The organism is Vibrio sp. nBUS_14 (genome assembly GCF_051201655.1).
Classification (GTDB): Bacteria; Pseudomonadota; Gammaproteobacteria; order Enterobacterales; family Vibrionaceae; genus Vibrio.
Genome location: NZ_CP179206.1, coordinates 1,576,983 through 1,596,679, shown reverse-complemented (window position 1 = coordinate 1,596,679; position 19,697 = coordinate 1,576,983). Strand labels below are relative to the sequence as shown.

Sequence of the window (19,697 nt, the reverse complement as noted above, 5' to 3'; positions counted from 1 at the left end):
CCAGGTCTTAACTAAAAGCATCTCCGAAAAAATATCTTATGATTAAGAAGATGTAAAAAATTAACAATCATTTAACTTATGCGCTCACCCTGTGCTCCTTAGTTATCATACCGAGGCTGTAAACTTTAAACAGTTACCCGGTACAAATTTTTACTAAAAACTCTCTGCACTTATTCTTCTTATTATTCTTATTGTTCTTATTGTTCTTATTGTTAGTACGTCATATGAATGTGTGTATACATTGTCAACACTTAGTTCTTTAATGAGATTCCCCCGAGCTTGACCGGGGTACTTACCGAGACAAAGAATAAAGTTAATGTTTCACTTGCAATAGCAATTAGTAAATAAGAAATTAAAAATCTCAGTTTACTGAGCTTGAATGCAATTAAGTTTAACTCACTCCTAAGATAATTAATCTATCTTTATATGTTTCAAATAAGCTTCTCTTACTGAGCTTCTTGATAAAGTACTCACTTTTAGTATATTTTATTGTGATGTTTATCAAAAAAATGCAACATTGTTAATTTTTTGATCTTTATGTTATTTTTTTGATCTTGACATTGATTCTCCATCAATTAAATATTTTTTAAGTGTATGATATTTCAGTATTTCGAGCATAATTCGCACCAGCAGTTTTCGACCTGACTCTGGCTTTGTTGCGTAATTCAGTTTAGAGACAGAGCCACCATTTTCGTGTGTTTCTTAGTCAATACGACAAGTTTCAGGCATACCTAACCCAGTAGGCCTTGTTGCTTAAATCGATGGAACTAAAGCAGGCAGCTACGATCTGATCGGATACACCCATCAATCGTCGTAGTCTCATGCCTAAACCTCGTTACAAAACAACTAACTGGAAGCAGTATAGTAGATACCCCCGTGCATGCACGGGATACTTACTGTTACAACTCCATGCGGAGTTGACCAGAATCCTTTTCGCCCTGGAGTCTAACGTAATTCGCTATAACTTGTTCATTCACGCCTACGCTACTGACAAAGTAACCTGGCGACCACACAATGTTCTCTTTCCAGTAAACCTTACTTAGCCAACTGAACGTTTTTCGCATGTGGTGCGACGATTGGCTTTTTAGTTTACCCATGACGTCTGAAATACTGTATTTCGGTGGGATAAGCATCATCATATGCAGATGATCTTCATCAAAGCCTATCGTCTCAATCTCAACGCCAGGTAAACTTCGCAGTAACTTTGGCATAACCTTCCGTAGGTAGCTGCACATACCAGGATTCAGGATTTTCCGACGGTACTTAGTTACCCAAACTACGTGATACTTCGTGTAGTAGACACTATGGGATGAGGTGTAATATTGCATTTATCCATCGTACCGTCTCCAAAGGCATTCATCCACGGGTAAACCCGTGGTTTTCTGTATCCACAGAATAAAGCCTTAATCAACCGTGGCTCTCTGACCTTTTGGATTGATGAGGAGACGATAGCCGAGTGGAAGCAAAACAAACAAGGCAAGCGTGGTAGACCTCGCCGATTCAGCGACTTAGCAATTACTACCGCTCTGATGGTGAAACGCCTTTTTCCTATGCCATTGAGAGCGCTGCAAGGTTTTCTAGACTCCGTCTTTAAGCTGGCTAATATCCATCTGGTTTGTCCACACTACATCGGTATAAGCCGTCGCTCTAAGGATGTTGAGGTTTTATTTAAAACTAAAACCAGAGGTGCGATACAACACCTAGCCATTGATGCGACTGGTCTCAAGGTTTATGGCGAAGGGGAATGGAAGGTCAAGAAGCATGAAACTGATGGGAAGCGCAGAGTCTGGCGTAAGCTGCACATCGCAGTAGATACAAGCACCCACGAAATAGTCGCAGCAGAGCTGAGCTTATCTAACGTAACCGATGCTGAAGTGCTCCCCAACTTACTCAATCAGACACGTCGGAAAATCATTGAGATATCAGGTGATGGCGCTTATGACACAAGGAATTGCCTGATGCCATACGGATCAAGCGAGCTGTTCCGCTCATCCCGCCAAGAGAAGGGGCTGCCTTCTGGGAACAATGGCATCATCGTAACTTAGCGGTAGGTTGCCAGAAGCTCTACGGCTCCATCAAGAAGTGGAAAAAGCGGTATGGCTATCATAAGCGCTCTCTATCAGAGCCCGCAATGTACCGAGTAAAACAGCTACTAGGTGGGACATTAAGCCTGAGGAACTACAACGCTCAAGTTGGCGAGACTTACGCTATGAACAAAGCCTTGAATAAGCTTACAGGACTTGGTATGCCTGAAACACAGCATATCGATTAAGAATTAAGCTCGATGGGACAGGTATGCCTTCTCTCTGAATTAAGTAACAAAGCCTATAAGCGACTTTACCTACTACCAACAAAGCAAATTGAGTCAACATGCCTATCATCAATAAGATATCAATACGCGTGGGACATTCACTACCACTGAAGTTAAGAGCCAACCCATAACGTTCATTTTTAGTATCCCGAAAGCTCTCTTCAATCGACATCCGTTCCGTTGGGTATATAGGGCTACGACACGCTCTGCAAACCAGGTTTCTCCCGGCAGATTAGAGACGAGCAACCATGGCTCTCTTTCACCTTTGGCATGGGATAAGCTCAACGTATTTCTCTGGGGAGAACCACTCCAGTTTTTAGCTTTACGCCCCTTGGACTTCTTTCTGTAGAGACATACCTGACAAGGGTATTGATGCTGCTTAGTTAACTCTGCTGTTCCCAAATGCTGGGGCTTATATTGCGCTTGAACAAAGAGTTCATCTGCACTGCACCAGCGGTCATTTACCCTAAGCTTGCTGTTGCCTCGTTCGCGACCTAGCCAATACCAGCCTTATTGTTCAATAGGCTTGAACCAAGGCACTTTAAACCCAGCATCAGTGGTGACTATGGGTATAACCCCTTTGGGACCATAGTGGCTAAACGTCGAATGAAAGCTTTGTGAACAGCTAACGAGCCAGGTTTGCACTCTGGGTGGACTTCTTCATACATTGTGAAGGCTCGGCCTCCAATGGGAATCGTAGCTCGTAGGATTTGCTTGTAAACGTGATTCACCGGTGACCAATCAACGATAATGATAGGGTGCTTTAAATTTTTGAGTAGGAAGTCGGTTATGTATGCATAAACACCGGTACGCTCACGATGTAGATGTGGGTTACCTAGCAGGCGACAGACCCTCTTAATACAGTGCTTTACCTTAGTTTTGGTATTTTTCATCCCTCGACCAAGCCCGATCAAGGTTAGGTGGCTTTTTACATTTCGGAGCAAATATTAATATTCGCCAACGTCGTTGTTGCCTATATCCATTGAACCTTTTCCAAGTCCTGCGATCTGATCCTTTGTGATGGTTAGGACGTTGGTAATATGGGTAAAGCAAAAAAGAAGATAACTAACTGGGCAGAGTAAATAAAGCACTGTGCAAGCGTGGGTCAGTTACGTTTTGGATAGATGACTCCGCCATAGATGCATGGCAATGCAAAACCCATCATGGTAAACGTGGTAGAGGCTTCCAGTATTCAGATACAGCGATTGAAACTGCCTTGATGATCAAGGGTATCTTCTCTCTGCCATTGCGTGCACTTCAAGGTTTTATCGACTCGGTCTTCGAGCTACTGGATGTTCCACTGACGTCCCCTGACTACACCTGTATCAGTAAACGTTCGAAGACGGTTCAGGTTAAATATCGCAATAAATCTAGAGGAGCCATTCGGCATATAGCTATTGACTCAACTGGCCTCAAAGTCTTTGGCGAGGGTGAGTGGAAAGTGAAAAAGCATAGCGCAGAAAAACGCAGAACATGGCGTAAACTGCACTTAGCTGTAGATGTGGATACTCACGAAGCTGTTAGTGCGGAAGTCAGCCTTGTAAATGTTGGCGATAGTGAAGTGTTACCGACGCTGCTCAATCCACTACGCAGAAAGATCGTTGCCGTATCCGCAGATGGAGCCTATGACACCAAAAATTGCCATGAGATCTTGAAAAAGAAAGGTTGTACTCCGTTGATCCCGCCTCGAAAGAATGCAGCACTTCAGGAAGATGGCCATCCCAGAAACGAAGCGGTAATAGCTCTGAAAAATGGCACAATAACAAAGTGGAAAGCCGAATCTGGTTATCACTATCGCTCAATATCTGAGACTGCAATGTCTCGATATAAAGGACTAACAAGCGGTAAATTGAGCTTGAGATGTTACAACGCTCAAGTTGGTGAAATCATGGCGAATGTTAAAGCCATAAACAAAGTCATAGGACTAGGGCGTGTTGATCTTTCGTGAGTGTTTTTTGAACAGCATGGTAAAGAGTTATAATTTGCTTCGCCAAAAGTAAAACCATAACCAATACCATGCCAAGAACAATGCTAACTGATATTCGCTGGGAACTGCTACTCCAAGTTATGAAAAGTACAGGTCGTATTTACGATAAAACTGAACATCGAATGACATTTGAAGGAATACTTTATCGAATGAGAACAGGTATTCCTTGGCGAGATCTACCCTCTGAGTTCGGAGAGTGGAGTACCGTTTACAGACGATTTAATCTTTGGTCAAAGAAAGGGATTTTAGATAATCTTTTCAAAAGCTTATCTAGCATGGCTGACTTTGAATGGGTATTTCTTGATGGCTCTATAGTTAGAGCGCATCAGCATAGTACAGGTGCAGCTACTGAAAGTTCAGAGCAAATAGGAAAAAGTCGCGGGGGCAACTCAACCAAAATTCACTTAGCTGTAGATAGTGGTGGCCTGCCGATTTGCTTTGATTTATCAGAGGGACAACGCCACGATATAGTGCATGCCGAAAGCTTAGTTGAGCAACTCGATGAAGTTAATACCATCGTTTGTGATAAAGGATATGACAGCGAACCTTTCCGTACTTTTGTTAAGGAACGTGGCGGAGAAACAGTAATTGCTAAACGCAATTACGGACAAGATATAGACAAAGACAGTATGGATTGGTGTCTATACAAGTATCGTCACTTGGTCGAAAATGCCTTTGGGAGAATTAAGCATTATCGAGCTATTTCAAGTAGATATGACAAGCTAGAAAGGAATTATGCCAGCATGTTATCACTGGCATTCATGTTAATGTGGCTACCGATGTATTGTTGAACACGGAATGTACAGCAAAGATCAACACGCCCTAGGTATGCCCGTAAGAAACTAACGGTAAGTTATACATGGCGTCGTTGATCTTCTGCTTGATTTGATCAACAACGCCTTCGCCAACTACTAAAGCATCGTCAGAGCAAGCTTCGCCAGGTTATAAGCATCAACATAACCAGAGTGCTGACGACCTTCCCACTCAATATTCTTAGCTTCTTGAGCGGCACGATGTCCGATGCGTTTCTCTTTAAGACGGTTTTGAATACGATAAAGTGTGGCGATGTTCAAGAACTCGCCAAATGGCGGTTCAATGCCTTTCTCTATACATTCTTTGTGTAAAATAAGGTCATCACGTCCCCAGGCGGCATAGATTTTCTTTGGGCCACCGAAGTTTTTGATCATCGATTTAATCACGGATTCTAAAGGGCGACCCTGCTTTTCTATCTTGCGAGGTGTAATGCCTGTTAGCTCTGCACAAAACAGAGAGACTTCGTCTTTTTCGGGTTTAACGTAATATTGCGCGCGCTTCACGATGGTTCCAGATACAAGATCGATCTCAGCAAGACCCACTTCAATGATCTCTCCTGTTGTTCCTACACCGTCTTTGCTCCAACAGCACATTTCTAAATCGAAACATACGACTCGATTGTGATTCATACGTCGCCCAATTCTTTCATCAAAAGTTTTTTGAAATTGTACATGAGCCCAATAAATAACTCGACCCCAGTTGTATCAAGTGCTCATTTAGCCTGCAATTGTGACTCGATTTCGACCATTAGACTTACTTTGGTAGAGCATACTGTCCGCTTTTTGCATGATCTCTTCAGAGTCCTCGCTGTCACGAATGGCTGCACCGATACTCAAAGTACAACTTAACTGTCGACCTTTGTGCTCACAATGAGAGTGACTTACGGTGTTGATAATGCACTCTAAGTAACGATTCAGGGTTTCATGGTTTGAGATGCTAGAAATAATACAGAATTCATCACCTCCTAAGCGGAACAGGTCATCCCCCTCTTTCAGGTTCACCGAGATCAACTTGATGACATGAATGAGCAAGGCATCACCCGCCGGGTGGCCAAATTGGTCATTAATGCCTTTGAACTTATCGATATCAAACCCAACGAGACTAAAGGGCTGGTTTCGCTCAATGGCTTTGTCTAGCTTCTTATTGAACGCGCGTCGGTTATAAATTTCAGTCAGGCTGTCGTGATCAGCTAAAAAGCGAAGTTCTTCAGTTCGCTTATTCAGCATCCGATACAAACGCTCTTTCTCTCTGATTTGCATGTTAACGATATACGCCAACAACAATGAGATGGTTGTACCGACCAATGCGATGCCTGTTAACACCAAATAACCATAAAAAGAGATGCATGAATCTATTTTGTAATCGACTTTCCAATCACGGTTAGTCAGTACGATTGTCTTAGTTATGTGATGCCCAGAAACCGCGTAATAGCCATCAGTTTCGAACAAAATTGGCGAATCTTCCGCTTCGAATCCAGTATCGGTAACACGAACATAAACATCCATATCACCCACGGCAGACGCCAGCAGATTTTCAAAGTAATACGTGGTGCGAACCACACCAATCACGACACCCAGTAGATTGTCACTTTCGCCTTCAAACACCGGGTGATAAACCAACATGCCTGTCTTGGGCGTATCTTGAGTTAGACCATCTTGAATAAGGCGCACTTTGTCCGAGATATTAGCTTCGCGTGTATGTTTAATATTTTCGACAATACGCTTAAATCGCTCGCGTGAAGAGTAGAATCCAATCACTCTATCGTTCGCTTCAGTATTTGGGTAAACATCAGTAGCAATAAAAGCAGGCTCGCCATCTAGGTGGTAACCATAGGTTTTGGCTTCATGTTTAGGGATGGTGAACAGTTGGTAAAATGGGTACTTTTCCTCCATTTGTGCAGTATGTTTGGGAATCTGATCTACCGTGACTTTCTGCATCCACTGCAAACCAATTAAACTTGTTGAACCGTTAATGGTTTGCTCTGCAAAACGGTCAAAGTTATCCCAGCTTTCAGGATCATTTGAATAAAAGAAGTTAGCGCCGGATCCTATATAAGCCACATCATTATCGATAAACGCTTCCAAGCCCAGTGTTTGGTGCTTCGCGAAGCTATCCAAATTCATGTTCAACGCACGGTTTTGGTTAAGCGCGACTAATATAAAACACAAAACTGTAATCAAAAAGCTGATCGCAAATACGACCAATGGGAGAGTTCGTCTCTTCAACCCTGTTAATGGGTCGGTAGTGTGAGGCATATGGGTTCCAAATAGTCTCTAATGAGTTAAAAGTATATAACGGAAGGGAATCATGCTCCATTTCTGTTTGGTCTTAAAACTGACATAAACGGGCATTGTTTACCTCTTGCTTATATCAGCGACCAATATTCAGACAAATCTCGACTAATTTTCAAGCTGACACACTAAAAACCCACTTGATTGAAAACATTAAATACCACTCTTAAGCCTTCAATATGCTAGTATCCACTCATATTTATAGCTTGAAAGTGACCGTTTCGGACTTGTGCCATCGTGTTTCTTTCCAACCTGTATATTCCTTTAAACCGACGAATACACCGTTAAATCAATTTTAAAGAGAAATCACTATGATCGTTGATTTGAACCTAATCCCACAGACGTTTGATATGCTTCACGCAGGCTTAACTGCATCAAGCGTTTTACTACTGTTAATTGCCGTTTCTCGTAAAACCAAAGTGGTTGAGAAAGTCGTAGAAAAACCAGTAGAGAAAATCGTTGAAGTTGAAAAGCAAGTTGAAAAAATTGTCGAAGTTGAAAAAGTTGTTGAAGTTGAAAAAGTGATCGAGAAAGTCGTTGAAGTTGAATCTAAGCTGGCAACAGCACCGACGGATTCTGCAATGCAACTTCTGTCTATCATGCAACAAGAAGCGCGTTTAATCGACTTCCTAAAAGAAGACCTAACTTCATTCTCTGATGAAGAAGTTGGCGCAGCAGCACGTGTTATTCACACTGGTGGTAAAAAAGTACTAGCCGATTACGTAACGCTTTCTCACATTCGCACTGAAGATGAAGAAACGCGTATCACGGTTGTTGAAGGCTTCAACCCGCAAGAAATCCGCCTAACAGGCAATGTAACGGGTAACGCACCGTTCAATGGCACATTGGTTCACAAAGGTTGGAAAGCAACTGACATGAACCTGCCTAAGCTTGCTGAGAACTACGATGCATCTGTGATTGCACCGGCAGAGGTGGAGCTATAATGGAACACCAAAGTCAGCCATCATCGCACGAGTCATCTGCGCAGACGCATTCACAAGAGCTATCTTCTCAAGAGCAACATCAGGCGCCGAAGTTCAGTGTTGGTATCGATTTAGGTACCACACACTGCGTTTTGTCTTACATCGACACAACCAATGAGGACGCTCGCGTAGAGGTGATGCAAGTCCCTCAACTAACGGCACCTGGTACAGTAGAAACTCGCAGCCAACTTGGTTCGTTTCTATACCAGCCACACGAACATGAAATGAATGCGGGTTCTCGTGTTCTGCCTTGGTCTTCTGAGCCTAAAGCACTGGTTGGTGCTATTGCTCGTAACCTTGGTTCTAAAACCCCTATCCGTTTGGTAGCAAGTGCAAAATCTTGGCTATGCCACGGTGGTGTGAACCGTCGTGATGCGTTCCTTCCTGCAGGTAGCCCTGAAGAAGTTGAAAAAGTATCTCCGCTTAAGACAACTGAGTTGTACCTTGAGCACCTTAAAGATGCTTGGAACCACGCGAACCCAGAACACAAACTGGCAGACCAAGATGTAACGATCACCGTTCCAGCTTCGTTTGATCCTGCGGCTCGTGACCTAACGGCTGAAGCTGCACGTAATGTTGGTTTCACTCACCTAACACTTCTAGAAGAACCACAAGCGGCTCTTTACAGCTGGATTGATAACAGCAACGACACATGGCGCGATGAAGTGAACGTTGGTGACATCGTTCTTGTTGTTGATATCGGTGGTGGTACAACTGACCTTTCGTTAGTTGAAGTAACCCAAGATGAAGGTAACCTAAGTCTGAACCGCATAGCTGTAGGTGAACATATCCTACTTGGCGGCGACAACATGGACTTAGCGCTCGCTTACCGTCTGAAAATGAAACTGGCTCAAGAAGGCAAAGAACTGGCTCCTTGGCAGGTTCAAGCGATGACTCACGCGTGTCGCGATGCGAAAGAAGCACTGCTTAACGATGCTGAGCTTCAATCTGTGCCAATCGTTGTTCCAAGCCGTGGCTCTAAGCTACTTGGCGCAACACTGAAAACAGAACTGACTCAACAAGAAGTACAACAAACATTGGTGGATGGCTTCTTCCCACAAGTGGCGGTAACGGATCATCCCGTACAAAAAACACGTGGTGCACTGACTCAAATGGGTCTGCCTTACGCTCAAGACGCGGGTATCACTCGTCATATTGCCGCGTTCCTTTCTAAGCAAGCCAATGCGCTTTCTGGAAACAGCGAAACGGCTCAGCAAGATTTCAACCCGTTTGCAAACATGCCCGGTATGTCAGGTACAGAAGCGCCAGCAGCAGACTTCATCAAACCAACAGCGGTACTGTTCAATGGTGGTGTTCTAAAATCGAACCTGCTTGCTGATCGTCTTTCAGACACGATCAATGAATGGCTAATTAATGCAGACGCAGAATTCGCTAAACAGCTTTCAGGTTTAGACTTGGACCTAGCCGTTGCAAGTGGCGCTTCTTACTACGGGGCAGTACGTCGTGGTCAAGGCGTTCGTATCCGCGGTGGTATCGCTTCTTCTTACTACGTAGGAATTGAAAGCGCGATGCCAGCTATCCCTGGTATGGCTCCTCCAATGGAAGCTTTGTGTGTTGCACCATTTGGTATGGAGGAAGGCTCAAGCGTTCAAGTTCCTAGCCAAGAGTTCGGTCTCGTGATTGGTCAGCCTGTTCACTTCCAATTCTTCGGTTCAACAACACGTCGTGAAGATGAAGCGGGGACGCACCTTGATCACTGGGCTCCAGAAGATCTTGATGAGCTTCCTGAAATCCAAGTGACACTGCCTGTTTCTGAAGGTCGTCGCGAAGGTGAAGTGGTTCCGGTGACTTTGGCGTCTCGTGTTACTGAATTAGGTACGTTATATCTAGAAGCGATTGCCACTGACAATGGTCAGAAGTGGCATGTTGAGTTCGATGTTCGTGAAGACTCGAATAACGACTCAAACGAACAAGCATAATGAATCAACGGCACCTTAACGGGTGCCGTTATTTTATCAATGCGATTCCCTAGCCCTGTATTAAAAACATTCCAAAGACAATAATAAGACCAAGACTATCCATTAACTGGTCATCACTTTGGCAGAATAAGGTTTTGTATGGCATCTCCTCGTTTTTTAGTCGGCATTGACTTAGGCACAACCAATACTGTGGTTGCCTACTGTGAAATCAACGACGACCTACAACATGCTCCCGTTTCTCTTTTCGATATTGACCAACTCATCGGCCCCGGTGAAGTGGTTCGTAAACCGCTACTTCCTTCATTTCGTTACCACCCGGCACAAGGTCAGATCTCTCCTTCCGATCTCACTATGCCTTGGGAACCGATCTTGGTTGAAGGCGATATCCAAAACGTCATCGTAGGTGAATGGGCGCGCGAACTTGGTGCTAAGGTTGAAGGCCGCCAAGTATCCAGTGCTAAGAGCTGGCTATCTCACCAAGCGGTTGATCGTAACTCCGACATTCTGCCTTGGGCAGGCGCAACTGACGTCGCTAAGGTGTCTCCTGTTGTTGCAAGCGCAAGCTACCTGAACCACATCCGCCAAGCATGGAACTACCGTAACCCAAGCAACAAGCTTGAAGACCAAGATGTTGTAATCACCGTTCCCGCTTCATTCGATGAGACAGCACGCAAGCTGACACTCGAAGCAGCAGAACTGGCGGGCTTAGGTAAGATTCTTTTACTCGAAGAGCCGCAAGCCGTTTGTTATGACTGGTACGCACGTCACCAACAAACAGCTGCAAACGAACTTCAACAGATCCCGCTAATTCTAGTGTGTGATGTTGGTGGCGGTACCACCGATTTAAGTTTGATCGAAGCAAGTTTCAACGCAAACAATGGCGATGACCAAGAACTCGCACTCGACCGTATCGGCATTGGTGAACACTTAATGCTCGGTGGTGATAACCTCGATTTAGCCCTTGCTCACCTTGCAGAGCAACGCTTCAATCAAAACAAAAAGTTGAATGCCTCAAGCTTAACCAAGCTTATTCAACAAACTCGCGCCGCAAAAGAGAGTCTGCTTTCTGCTAATGCACCAGACGATGTGAAGATCACCATGCTGGGTAGCGGGTCAAAACTGCTTGGCGGTACCAAGAGTATTGGTTTAACCAAACAAGAAGTTCATCAGATTGCACTGGAAGGTTTCTTCCCACTTTCTGAGTTCACTGAAGTGCCAGACAAACGCCGTAGCGCGGTTGTAGAGTTCGGCCTACCCTATGCAGCAGATCCTGCGGTAAGTAAGCACGTTGCCGAATTCATAGCGACACACCAGCAAGTATCAAAAGCGGCACTAGAGAAATCTGGCACAATCGAGTTTGATGAGACAAAACCAGCGATACCTGTTGGTGTACTACTCAACGGTGGTGTGTTCAACAGTGAGCTTGTCACTGAACGTATTACTCAGTTACTTGGTAATTGGAACGGTGCGCCAATCACCGTCTTAGATAACCCTCACCCTGACTGGTCTGTAGCCCTTGGTGCAGTAGCCTTTGGTAAAGCTCGCCGTGGTGCACAGCTGAAAATCGGTGGCGGTGCGGCTCGTTCTTACTTCTTACATCTACAAGAAAAGAACAAGATGGGCAAAGCACTTTGTCTGCTTGCCAAAGGGACAGAAGAAGGCCAAGAAATACGTTTGAACAGCCGTCGTTTCTCACTGACTTTAGGTGAGCCGGTACGTTTCAATCTATTGACTTCAACACACGATCAAATTGCTCACGACACCGCCATTCAAAATGGTGTGATGGTCAATGTCGACGCTGATTTGTTCTCCCCTCTCCCGCCTTATCTTTCAACGCTGGAAGGGTCAGGCACCGCAGAGCTTCAAGCCAACCAAAAAGAGCGTGTTGAAGTGTTGCTCGCTTGTCAGTTAACCGAAGTCGGCACATTGAAAATGGAATGTGTAAGTACGGAAGATGACACCAAGCGTTGGTTGCTTGAGTTCGAAGTCAGAAACAAGCAAGGCGATGAATCCGATAACTCTAAACTTCATCCAAGGCTCTACGAATGTAAGGAGTTGATTTCTCGCCTGTACAGCGGCAACAAGAAAAGTGCTGAATCTAAAGAGATCAAAACACTGGCCAAAGATCTCGAGAAGCGACTTGGCAAGCGCGAAGAGTGGGACTTTACTACTCTCCGTCACCTGTTTGATTCGTTATCTTTAGGTCGTAAACGCCGTCGTCGCTCTAAAGCACACGAGAAGAACTGGCTCCGTTTAGCGGGTTACTCTTTGCGACCTGGCTTTGGTGATCCAACCGACTCATGGCGTATTGAACAAATTTGGGGGCTCTACCAACAAAACATCCAATTCCAGAACCATCAAGGTTGGACAGATTGGTGGGTATTCTGGCGTCGTGTTGCGGGTGGCCTGAATCAAGAGCAGCAAGAGACCATCTTGGCTGATATCGCGAAGTACCTTCACCCAGGTGCAATGAAGAACCCTAAAACGGCTAAAGATGCACAAGACAATGGTTACGAGGCCATGGTTAGATTGGCAGCATCACTTGAGCAACTTGAAGTAGAAGACAAGGTTCTATTAGCAACTTGGTTCTTAAGCAAAGCGATTAACCATAATCAGTTCGAACAGGCTCACTGGTGGGCTCTGGGTCGCTTAGCGTCTCGTACACCGTTATACGGAAGCCAACACAGCGTAATCCCAAGAGAGCAAGCAGAACAGTGGTTACCAAAGCTGCTTGATCAGAATTGGCAGAAAGAGCAGATGATTGGCTTCGCGGCTGTGATGATTTGTCGTAAGACGGGTGATCGACAGTTCGATATCTCTGATGACTACCGTGCTCAAGTTCTTGAGAAGCTCAAGCAAAGCAAGGTACCTGATTCATGGCTAACGCTAGTAAGTGAAGTCACTGAGCTTTCTGAGAGCGAGTCTAAGCGTGTGTTTGGTGATGCATTACCAAGCGGCTTAAGCCTGATCAATAGCTAGCTTTGAAACGATTAGCTTTAGTTGTTAATGAGTAAAAAGCTAACGAGAAAGAAAAAAGCCACTTTCGGTTCGTTGAAAGTGGCTTTTTTATTGGTGGCTTAAGGCTGGTATGTTTAATCGACTTATCGCTTTTTGGTTAAGAGCCTTAGCCATATTGCAGTTAATCATTATTAATGTTTTGTTCCGGTTGGGTTAATAGGAAATTCGGTGTTTTCATAGATATCTGATAACTTTTTCGGTTTCTTCTCTTTTTCTCCATTCTTAGATTGATTATGAGTTTCGCTTAAAAGCCATTGCTCATGCATTTTTGCCGAATCCAGAAAATCCGGATCCTCCATTGCTTCCTTGCGAAGTTTATTTACACGTTCGAGAATATCCCAAATCATAATACTTCACCTCCACTAAGGCAGTAATATAAAGATACCCCAAACCCACAAAACATCAACCAACCCAATGAGATAGCGATCTCAATTTCGTAAAATATCAGTTCTAAGCTAACGAAAACCCTCATCAGAAATCGGCTTCAAATGGCGTGTATTTATCAATGATCTTTGGCGATCTTTAGGTACAAAAAAAGCGAGCTCAGAGCTCGCTTATTATCAATCGTTTATCTAACATTGGCTTGATTAAGTAATGTCTTACTTAAGCTCGGTTACCAATTTTAACGGTACCGTTTGTTGCAAACCAAAGTGCTTCTGAACGACGGCGACCTAGCAAAATTGGGCCATCATCGTAGAATAAAAAGTTCTTCCAGTGCTTCTTAAAAACCGACCACTTAGTTTCAAGAATGTTGTATTTTTCATAACAAAAATAGATAGTTACGTCATCTTGCCAATCAATGAAGTTAAGAATCTCTTCTGGCATTTCAGGCTCATCGGCTTCCCAATTTGCCATCCAGCTGATCTCTTCGTTCCAATTGGATGCCTTACTTGGCCAGTCTTGCGAACTTAGTCTCTCAGCATCAGGACTTTGAGGGCTTACGTTCTCTTTCCAAAACTGAGATGCCCTTGCCTGTGTCATTGGTTTAATCTTTTCCAAGTCCTCTGCTGGTAATGGCATCGACTGGTGAGTAAAAATCCATTTTCTTTGGTATTCGTCCAAAGTTGTATATGACATCAAAATTCCTCAAATTTCTTCTTAGGCTTATGGATTTCCATGCCTATATGCTCTTTTTGATACAGTGACGGTTTCATTTTATCTATGTTCGTCACTGCCTCTAAATCTGTATTTACGTTTAATTGATACTTACGCTTAATGACTATTGGTCTCTAAACAGCGCGTCTATCTTTCCAGTTCGGGTTAACGAGTGCAGTCAGTATATGGTCTTCCCATTTACCGTTGATCTGCAAATAATCTTTGGCAAAACCTTCACGAACAAAACCTAAATGTTCCAACACACTAGCGCTACGCTCATTATGAGGCATATAACCGGCCATCAAACGATGCATGTTCTGAACATCAAACATATAGTCTTTGGCCATGCTCAAGCCTCTGCGCATGTAGCCATGGCCCTGTGCACTTTCAGCCAGTGAATAGCCAACGTTACACGCATAGAAAGGGAATCGAGATAGATTACTGAATGAAATGGTGCCCAACATTGCGTTGGTGTCATCATTAACAAGCAAACAGTAATAGCCTAGCCCCATTTTATGAAGCTCATTCAACTTAATCAGACGTTGAGCCCAACCCGTTCTATCAAAAAACGCATCTTCACGAATCGGTTCCCAAGGCTCAAGGTAATCTCGGTTAGTTTGAAAGTAATCACTGATCATGTTCGCATCGTCTATTTCAGCGGTGCGTAGAATCAGGTTTCCGTCGCGCTTATAAATGCGTTCTGGTGTGCTCAAATCTTCCATAATCATGTTCTCATTCAATCAGTTCTTTCTGATACCGTAGTCGCGAAGTTTGTTGGCAATTGAGGTGTGAGAAACATTAAGACGTTTTGCTAGCTTACGGCTCGATGGGAACGACTGATACAGCTTCTCTAGAATCTGAGATTCATAGTCTTTCATGATCTCGTCTAGAGAGCCATCTAAGCTTAGATTCGCCATTCCTGCCGCCATGGTTTCAAGTTGAGGCAAGTGGAATTGCTCAACAGTTAACGTGTCCGAATCCAACTCTGTTAGTGCGCGTAGAACCATGTTGTCTAACTGACGAATGTTGCCCGGCCATTGGTAATTACCAAGCTGGTCGATCAACTCTTGATTCAGTTTTGGTTTTAACATACCTAATTGCTGCGCGTATTTCGCAACGAACATTTCCAACAGTGGCGCTACGTCGTTTGAGCGTTCACGCAATGCAGGGATAGACAGAGTCAGTACATTCAAACGGTAGAACAAGTCTTCACGGAACGAACCCGAGTCTGCTAATTCAGAAAGACGATGGCGCGTTGATGCAATAATACGAACATCAGCGTGCATCTCTTCTTCTTCGCCTACGCGTCGGAATGAACCGTCTTGCAGGAAACGCAGCAGTTTGATTTGAAGATGAGGGCTCATTTCGCCGATCTCGTCTAAAAATACCGTACCACCATTCGCTTGTTCAAAAATGCCTTTATGACCTTGTTCATGATTGAATGAACCCGGTGCATGACCAAACAATTCAGTTTCAGCCACGTCATCAGGCATTGATGCACAGCTTAGAATCAAGAATGGGAAGGACGCTCGGTTCGAACGGTTATGACACGCTTTAGCCAACATCTCTTTGCCCGTACCTGTGTCCCCTTCAATAAGTAGAGGCTGATCCAGCATAGCCAATTTCTTAGCTTGACTGATCAAGGCTTTATGGCGATTAGAGACACCAACAAAGTGTTCAAAACCTAGGTTGTTCTGCTCAGGGATTGAATCTGGCGAGTTCATCTCTTGATTACAAGAACGAATCGTCATTACTGCGCTCGCCAGTACTGCTTCGTTAACGTCACCGCCAAGATAAATCGGCAGAATCTCAATAGAGAAGTCCAAACCTTCTAACACTACAACTTCACGATGACGCGTTACATCACCTTCGATCCAGCGAGCAAAGTTAAAGCTAGGAACAAACGTCGCTAACGGCTCACCGATGACTTCGTCTTCTTGCTTGCCGAATAGGTTCAATGCAGCGTGGTTCGCCATGTCGACTGAACCTTTAAGGTCAATCGCAATCACTGGGTCTGGCAGGTTAGCAAGCAGAGCAATCAGTTCAGTATTATGCCTTTCGCTCGGCATAAATTGGATTTTAAGTACATCCTTCACACCTGAAATTCGGCGAATTTCAGCCATAAGTTCACTAAAAGCATCAAAATTAATATCAGGGCAGTTTAGGTAAATTATGCCTTTAACATCAATTTCGATTCCTCTTAAATCAATGCTTTTTGAGGCCAAGATATCGAGCAACTCACGCGTTAAGCCGAGTCTGTCTTCACACAATACTTCAAGACGCACAAATAGTCCTATTTTAGGTGTCAGGATAAGTTGACAGTAGTGTGGATTAAGCTCTGAGTTCAGTCAAGAAGAAGAGTAAACATATGTTTACTCTTCTTCTCAAACTATTGAGCTTTCAATGCTTTATTTGAGAGCAATACGCTTTATTTCAGCAAGAACGGCTTTGCGGAGGTCGGATAGTTTTACTTTTCGATCATTGTGCCAAGGCATAGGTCGAAGCAATGACATCGCTTTTAATCCAAGTCGTGCAGTAAGAATACCAACACCAAGGCCTTGACCTGCTCTTGCTGATACTTTACCAGCAAGATCCATCGAGACTAAATCCATGCTTGCATCAATCGCCAGCTCACTCGCACCAGCCGCAGCCATGTTGATTAACACCAACTTGAACAGCTTGATGCGAGACCAATAGCCAAGCTCAATACCATAAACGTTGGCAAGCTTGTCTATCATGGTGAAATTGCGCCACGCCACCAGCAACATATCTGCTGCGGCTAATGGGCTCACCGCAACCAAGGCGGCGGATTCCGTCGAGAACTTAGTGACGATTTGAGTCGCGACCTTATCTTGCTGACTCACAACCAACGCATCGTACATATCCAACACTTCAGCATCGCTGTGCGCAGGATTAATACTGTTTCTCCAATTATCGTACGAAGGAGACTCAGCAACTATACCGCCCTGCTTGGCAATGTTTTCACAGAATGCTTTGCCCTTAGCAACGCTTTGGCTTTGTAACAACTCTTCACTCTGCTCTTGCACACTGAAATGGTCTTTCAGAGAACGCAGCTTCCACAGCTCTTTGCCTATTGCGCCTAAACCCAATGAAGCAATAGCTGCGATAAAGCCTGCCCAACCTAAAGCGAGCCAATCAGCGGTTTGAATAGCAGTAATGACAGAGTCAATCGCCTGCCAACCTACCAGACCGGTGAAAGCGACAAGTAAGCCCGTGCCAAACCACTTCTTCTTTTTGCTGGGTCGAATCACTTGTTCCAGTTGCAGCTCAGTGTCACCATCAAGGTCGTTTTCCACTTGTGGGGCAACAGGCACAAACTTCTCTTGTTCCGTAAACAGCTGTTGAGCGCCTAAGTCTGGACTCACTTCATTATTATCCGGCTCATCGAACGAGGTCTTCAACGGTTCATCAAAGACCTGTTTCGTTTTTAATTCACTCATACTGATTGCCTCAATTACTTCAACTTGTCGCCAATGAGATACTCTAAGACCTTGTCGATTCTTAGATGCTGACAAGGCTCATCGGAGTGTTGCTCCATTGGCCTAAAGCTCGTGAAATCAAACTGGTTGGTTTCCCAATACTGTTTGTTTGGCAGTTTACGCGGCACCTCACCCGGATACATGGTTTGAGGCACGTTATCCAAGGTTACGCCTCGCAACGCTGGAACATTGCCTGAACCTGACGAGATATAACCCGCGCTCGTTGCTTGAATAGATGCGATGCTCATACAACTCATGTCGATATGTTCAAACGCCGCTTGTTGCCAAGCTGGGTGGACCATCTGCTGTAACAGTGAGACCAAGTTCGGATGCTGATCCGGAGTCACATGATCGGCCTTGGTTGCAGCAAACAAAATCTTGTCGATCTTCGGGGCAAATAAGCGTCTTAGCATATTGCTTCGACCGTACTTAAAGCTCTTCAATAACTGTTCTAACGCACCACGCATGTCCATGAAAGAGTCATAACCCGCGTTAAGTGGCTGCAAGCAGTCCACCAGCACGATTTGTCTGTCGAACGTAGAAAAATGATTTTTATAGAACGCTTTCACAACCTTCTGTTGATACTCTTCATAACGCGCTTTTAGCACTGCGTAGTTACTCGTTTTAGAGAACTTACTCTCAGGAGCAGTACACGGAAAAAATTGCAGGACAGGCGCGCCTTCAAGCTCACCCGGCAATACAAATCGCCCCGGTTGTACCCAATGCAGTCCGTTACTCTTACAAGTATGCAGATACTGGGTATAACTATCGGCAATGGTGACCAGTTTCTTTTCATCAGCACCGGCCAACAAATCGATATCACCGCGCATCGCGTTCCATTCTTGTGAATAGATTTCTCGACCGCCTTTTAATGCTGCGAATTGGGATTGGCTCCACGTATCAAAGTCCATATCCAATAACGGTAAATCAAGCAGCCATTCTCCCGGGTAATCGACAATATCGAGATAAAGAGTGCTGTTTTTACTCAGCAGCTTCTTCGCGCCTTTGGCAGGCTTATATTTGATGGCTAGGCGAATTTCACTGACATCACGCGTCGGTACTGGCCATTCTGGTGGCTGCGCGTTTAGCGACTCCATCGCTTCATCATACGAAAAGCGCGGGATCATCATGTTGTGTTGTGGGATACGTTTAGCACCAATAATCCTTCCATCTCTCATCGATGAAAAGAGCGGTAAATTCTTGTGAGTAGACGTATGAAGAAGTTGGTTAACCAGCGAAGTGATGAAGGCTGTCTTACCCGCACGAGAAAGCCCCGTGACCGCTACTCTAATGTGAGAATCCGTTCCTCTGCTTATAAAGTCACTCATTTCTTGAGTTAGGTGTTTCATTTGAACGACTCCGTGATAGTTAGGCTGGCTGATTATGATAATAAAGAGGCAAGCCTATGTTCTTTCCCTGTTGGGATAGTTTAAATATTGATAGTTTTGCTTATGTGATTAGTATGCAATACACATTCTTAATGCTAGATGAATAAAAGCCCCTGACTACATTCATAATCAGGGGCTTTGAAATTTTTATACGATGTCGGACTAATCGTCTTCAATCAGCTTGTAGATAACAAATAATGTTATCTCAGCAATCAACCATAATACACATGTGATGGTTACATACTTTTCGTTAAAGATGCTGATTCCGTGCAAGATCATATCGTAACCAATGAAACTACCAATCACCACTGCCAAGATAATCTGTAGGATCTGAATAAAACGAGGCATTCCTTTCTCCTATGTTCTTATAT

At 44.3% G+C, this 19,697-nt stretch carries 14 protein-coding genes and 2 pseudogenes; 6 read left to right on the top strand and 10 right to left on the bottom strand.

Annotation, left to right across the window (positions count from 1 at the left end; genetic code table 11):
• Positions 1-899 precede the first annotated feature (899 nt).
• Positions 900-1,328, bottom strand: coding sequence for an IS200/IS605 family transposase (gene tnpA / locus ACMAZD_RS07490; protein WP_435249137.1), 429 nt, complete (start codon positions 1,326-1,328; stop codon positions 900-902).
• A gap of 54 nt (positions 1,329-1,382) precedes the next feature.
• On the opposite strand from tnpA, the pseudogene ACMAZD_RS07485 reads away from it, so the two are divergent.
• The 3 genes and pseudogenes from ACMAZD_RS07485 (at position 1,383) to ACMAZD_RS07475 (ending at position 5,089) form a co-directional block, all read left to right on the top strand.
• Positions 1,383-2,272 (top strand): annotated as a pseudogene (locus ACMAZD_RS07485) (IS5 family transposase).
• Positions 2,273-3,351: 1,079 nt separating this feature from the next.
• Positions 3,352-4,259 (top strand): annotated as a pseudogene (locus tag ACMAZD_RS07480) (IS5 family transposase).
• A 68-nt stretch (positions 4,260-4,327) separates the two neighbouring features.
• The gene (locus ACMAZD_RS07475; RefSeq protein WP_102276546.1) at positions 4,328-5,089 is read left to right on the top strand and encodes an IS5 family transposase; all 762 of its coding nucleotides are present in this window, start codon (positions 4,328-4,330) and stop codon (positions 5,087-5,089) included.
• Positions 5,090-5,209: 120 nt separating this feature from the next.
• Here ACMAZD_RS07475 and ACMAZD_RS07470 read toward each other — a convergent pair whose 3' ends face one another.
• Together ACMAZD_RS07470 and ACMAZD_RS07465 are read right to left on the bottom strand one after the other, a co-directional pair.
• Positions 5,210-5,740, bottom strand: coding sequence for an exonuclease domain-containing protein (locus ACMAZD_RS07470; RefSeq protein ID WP_435249136.1), 531 nt, complete (start codon positions 5,738-5,740; stop codon positions 5,210-5,212).
• An 87-nt stretch (positions 5,741-5,827) separates the two neighbouring features.
• Positions 5,828-7,366: a sensor domain-containing diguanylate cyclase gene (locus ACMAZD_RS07465; protein ID WP_435249135.1), complete on the bottom strand. Its 1,539-nt coding sequence runs from the start codon at positions 7,364-7,366 to the stop codon at positions 5,828-5,830.
• Positions 7,367-7,713: 347 nt separating this feature from the next.
• Here ACMAZD_RS07465 and ACMAZD_RS07460 point away from each other — a divergent pair, with 347 nt between their 5' ends.
• From ACMAZD_RS07460 to ACMAZD_RS07450, 3 genes are all read left to right on the top strand, one after another.
• A complete protein-coding gene (locus ACMAZD_RS07460; protein ID WP_017108190.1) occupies positions 7,714-8,346 on the top strand; it encodes a DUF2760 domain-containing protein in 633 nt (210 codons plus the stop codon).
• Entirely contained in the window at positions 8,346-10,325 is a 1,980-nt protein-coding gene (locus ACMAZD_RS07455) for an Hsp70 family protein (RefSeq protein ID WP_435249134.1), read from the top strand. The genes ACMAZD_RS07460 and ACMAZD_RS07455 overlap by 1 nt, the downstream gene beginning before the upstream one ends.
• A 138-nt stretch (positions 10,326-10,463) precedes the next feature.
• Positions 10,464-13,304 (top strand): Hsp70 family protein, encoded by a 2,841-nt coding sequence (locus tag ACMAZD_RS07450; RefSeq protein WP_435249133.1) that lies wholly within the window; start codon positions 10,464-10,466, stop codon positions 13,302-13,304.
• A gap of 170 nt (positions 13,305-13,474) precedes the next feature.
• On the opposite strand, the gene ACMAZD_RS07445 is transcribed toward ACMAZD_RS07450, so the two are convergent.
• The 7 genes from ACMAZD_RS07445 to ACMAZD_RS07415 all read right to left on the bottom strand — a co-directional run bounded on the left by ACMAZD_RS07445 (position 13,475) and on the right by ACMAZD_RS07415 (position 19,674).
• On the bottom strand, positions 13,475-13,690 hold the full coding sequence (locus tag ACMAZD_RS07445; RefSeq protein ID WP_435249132.1) for a hypothetical protein: 216 nt from the start codon (positions 13,688-13,690) through the stop codon (positions 13,475-13,477).
• A gap of 256 nt (positions 13,691-13,946) precedes the next feature.
• Positions 13,947-14,420 carry a DUF2947 domain-containing protein gene (locus ACMAZD_RS07440; RefSeq protein ID WP_435249131.1) on the bottom strand — a complete coding sequence of 158 codons (474 nt, stop codon included), beginning with the start codon at positions 14,418-14,420 and terminating at the stop codon, positions 13,947-13,949.
• A 152-nt stretch (positions 14,421-14,572) separates the two neighbouring features.
• Positions 14,573-15,160: a ribosomal protein S5-alanine N-acetyltransferase gene (gene rimJ / locus ACMAZD_RS07435; protein WP_435249339.1), complete on the bottom strand. Its 588-nt coding sequence runs from the start codon at positions 15,158-15,160 to the stop codon at positions 14,573-14,575.
• 18 nt (positions 15,161-15,178) lie between these two features.
• Positions 15,179-16,723, bottom strand: a complete 1,545-nt coding sequence (gene tyrR / locus ACMAZD_RS07430) for a transcriptional regulator TyrR (protein ID WP_435249130.1) — start codon at positions 16,721-16,723, stop codon at positions 15,179-15,181.
• 123 nt (positions 16,724-16,846) lie between these two features.
• Positions 16,847-17,899 carry a YcjF family protein gene (locus tag ACMAZD_RS07425; RefSeq protein WP_435249129.1) on the bottom strand — a complete coding sequence of 351 codons (1,053 nt, stop codon included), beginning with the start codon at positions 17,897-17,899 and terminating at the stop codon, positions 16,847-16,849.
• A 14-nt stretch (positions 17,900-17,913) separates the two neighbouring features.
• On the bottom strand, positions 17,914-19,287 hold the full coding sequence (locus tag ACMAZD_RS07420) for a YcjX family protein (protein WP_435249128.1): 1,374 nt from the start codon (positions 19,285-19,287) through the stop codon (positions 17,914-17,916).
• A 201-nt stretch (positions 19,288-19,488) separates the two neighbouring features.
• Positions 19,489-19,674 (bottom strand): hypothetical protein, encoded by a 186-nt coding sequence (locus ACMAZD_RS07415; RefSeq protein WP_435249127.1) that lies wholly within the window; start codon positions 19,672-19,674, stop codon positions 19,489-19,491.
• Positions 19,675-19,697 lie beyond the last annotated feature (23 nt).

What these genes read in the sequence shown, in the direction of transcription:
- tnpA (WP_435249137.1), bottom strand. Translation starts at nt 1,328, where the DNA reads ATGCAATATTACACCTCATCCCATAGTGTCTACTACACGAAGTATCAC.
- ACMAZD_RS07475 (WP_102276546.1), top strand. Translation starts at nt 4,328, where the DNA reads ATGCCAAGAACAATGCTAACTGATATTCGCTGGGAACTGCTACTCCAA.
- ACMAZD_RS07470 (WP_435249136.1), bottom strand. Translation starts at nt 5,740, where the DNA reads ATGAATCACAATCGAGTCGTATGTTTCGATTTAGAAATGTGCTGTTGG.
- ACMAZD_RS07465 (WP_435249135.1), bottom strand. Translation starts at nt 7,366, where the DNA reads ATGCCTCACACTACCGACCCATTAACAGGGTTGAAGAGACGAACTCTC.
- ACMAZD_RS07460 (WP_017108190.1), top strand. Translation starts at nt 7,714, where the DNA reads ATGATCGTTGATTTGAACCTAATCCCACAGACGTTTGATATGCTTCAC.
- ACMAZD_RS07455 (WP_435249134.1), top strand. Translation starts at nt 8,346, where the DNA reads ATGGAACACCAAAGTCAGCCATCATCGCACGAGTCATCTGCGCAGACG.
- ACMAZD_RS07450 (WP_435249133.1), top strand. Translation starts at nt 10,464, where the DNA reads ATGGCATCTCCTCGTTTTTTAGTCGGCATTGACTTAGGCACAACCAAT.
- ACMAZD_RS07445 (WP_435249132.1), bottom strand. Translation starts at nt 13,690, where the DNA reads ATGATTTGGGATATTCTCGAACGTGTAAATAAACTTCGCAAGGAAGCA.
- ACMAZD_RS07440 (WP_435249131.1), bottom strand. Translation starts at nt 14,420, where the DNA reads ATGTCATATACAACTTTGGACGAATACCAAAGAAAATGGATTTTTACT.
- rimJ (WP_435249339.1), bottom strand. Translation starts at nt 15,160, where the DNA reads ATGGAAGATTTGAGCACACCAGAACGCATTTATAAGCGCGACGGAAAC.
- ACMAZD_RS07425 (WP_435249129.1), bottom strand. Translation starts at nt 17,899, where the DNA reads ATGAGTGAATTAAAAACGAAACAGGTCTTTGATGAACCGTTGAAGACC.
- ACMAZD_RS07420 (WP_435249128.1), bottom strand. Translation starts at nt 19,287, where the DNA reads ATGAAACACCTAACTCAAGAAATGAGTGACTTTATAAGCAGAGGAACG.
- ACMAZD_RS07415 (WP_435249127.1), bottom strand. Translation starts at nt 19,674, where the DNA reads ATGCCTCGTTTTATTCAGATCCTACAGATTATCTTGGCAGTGGTGATT.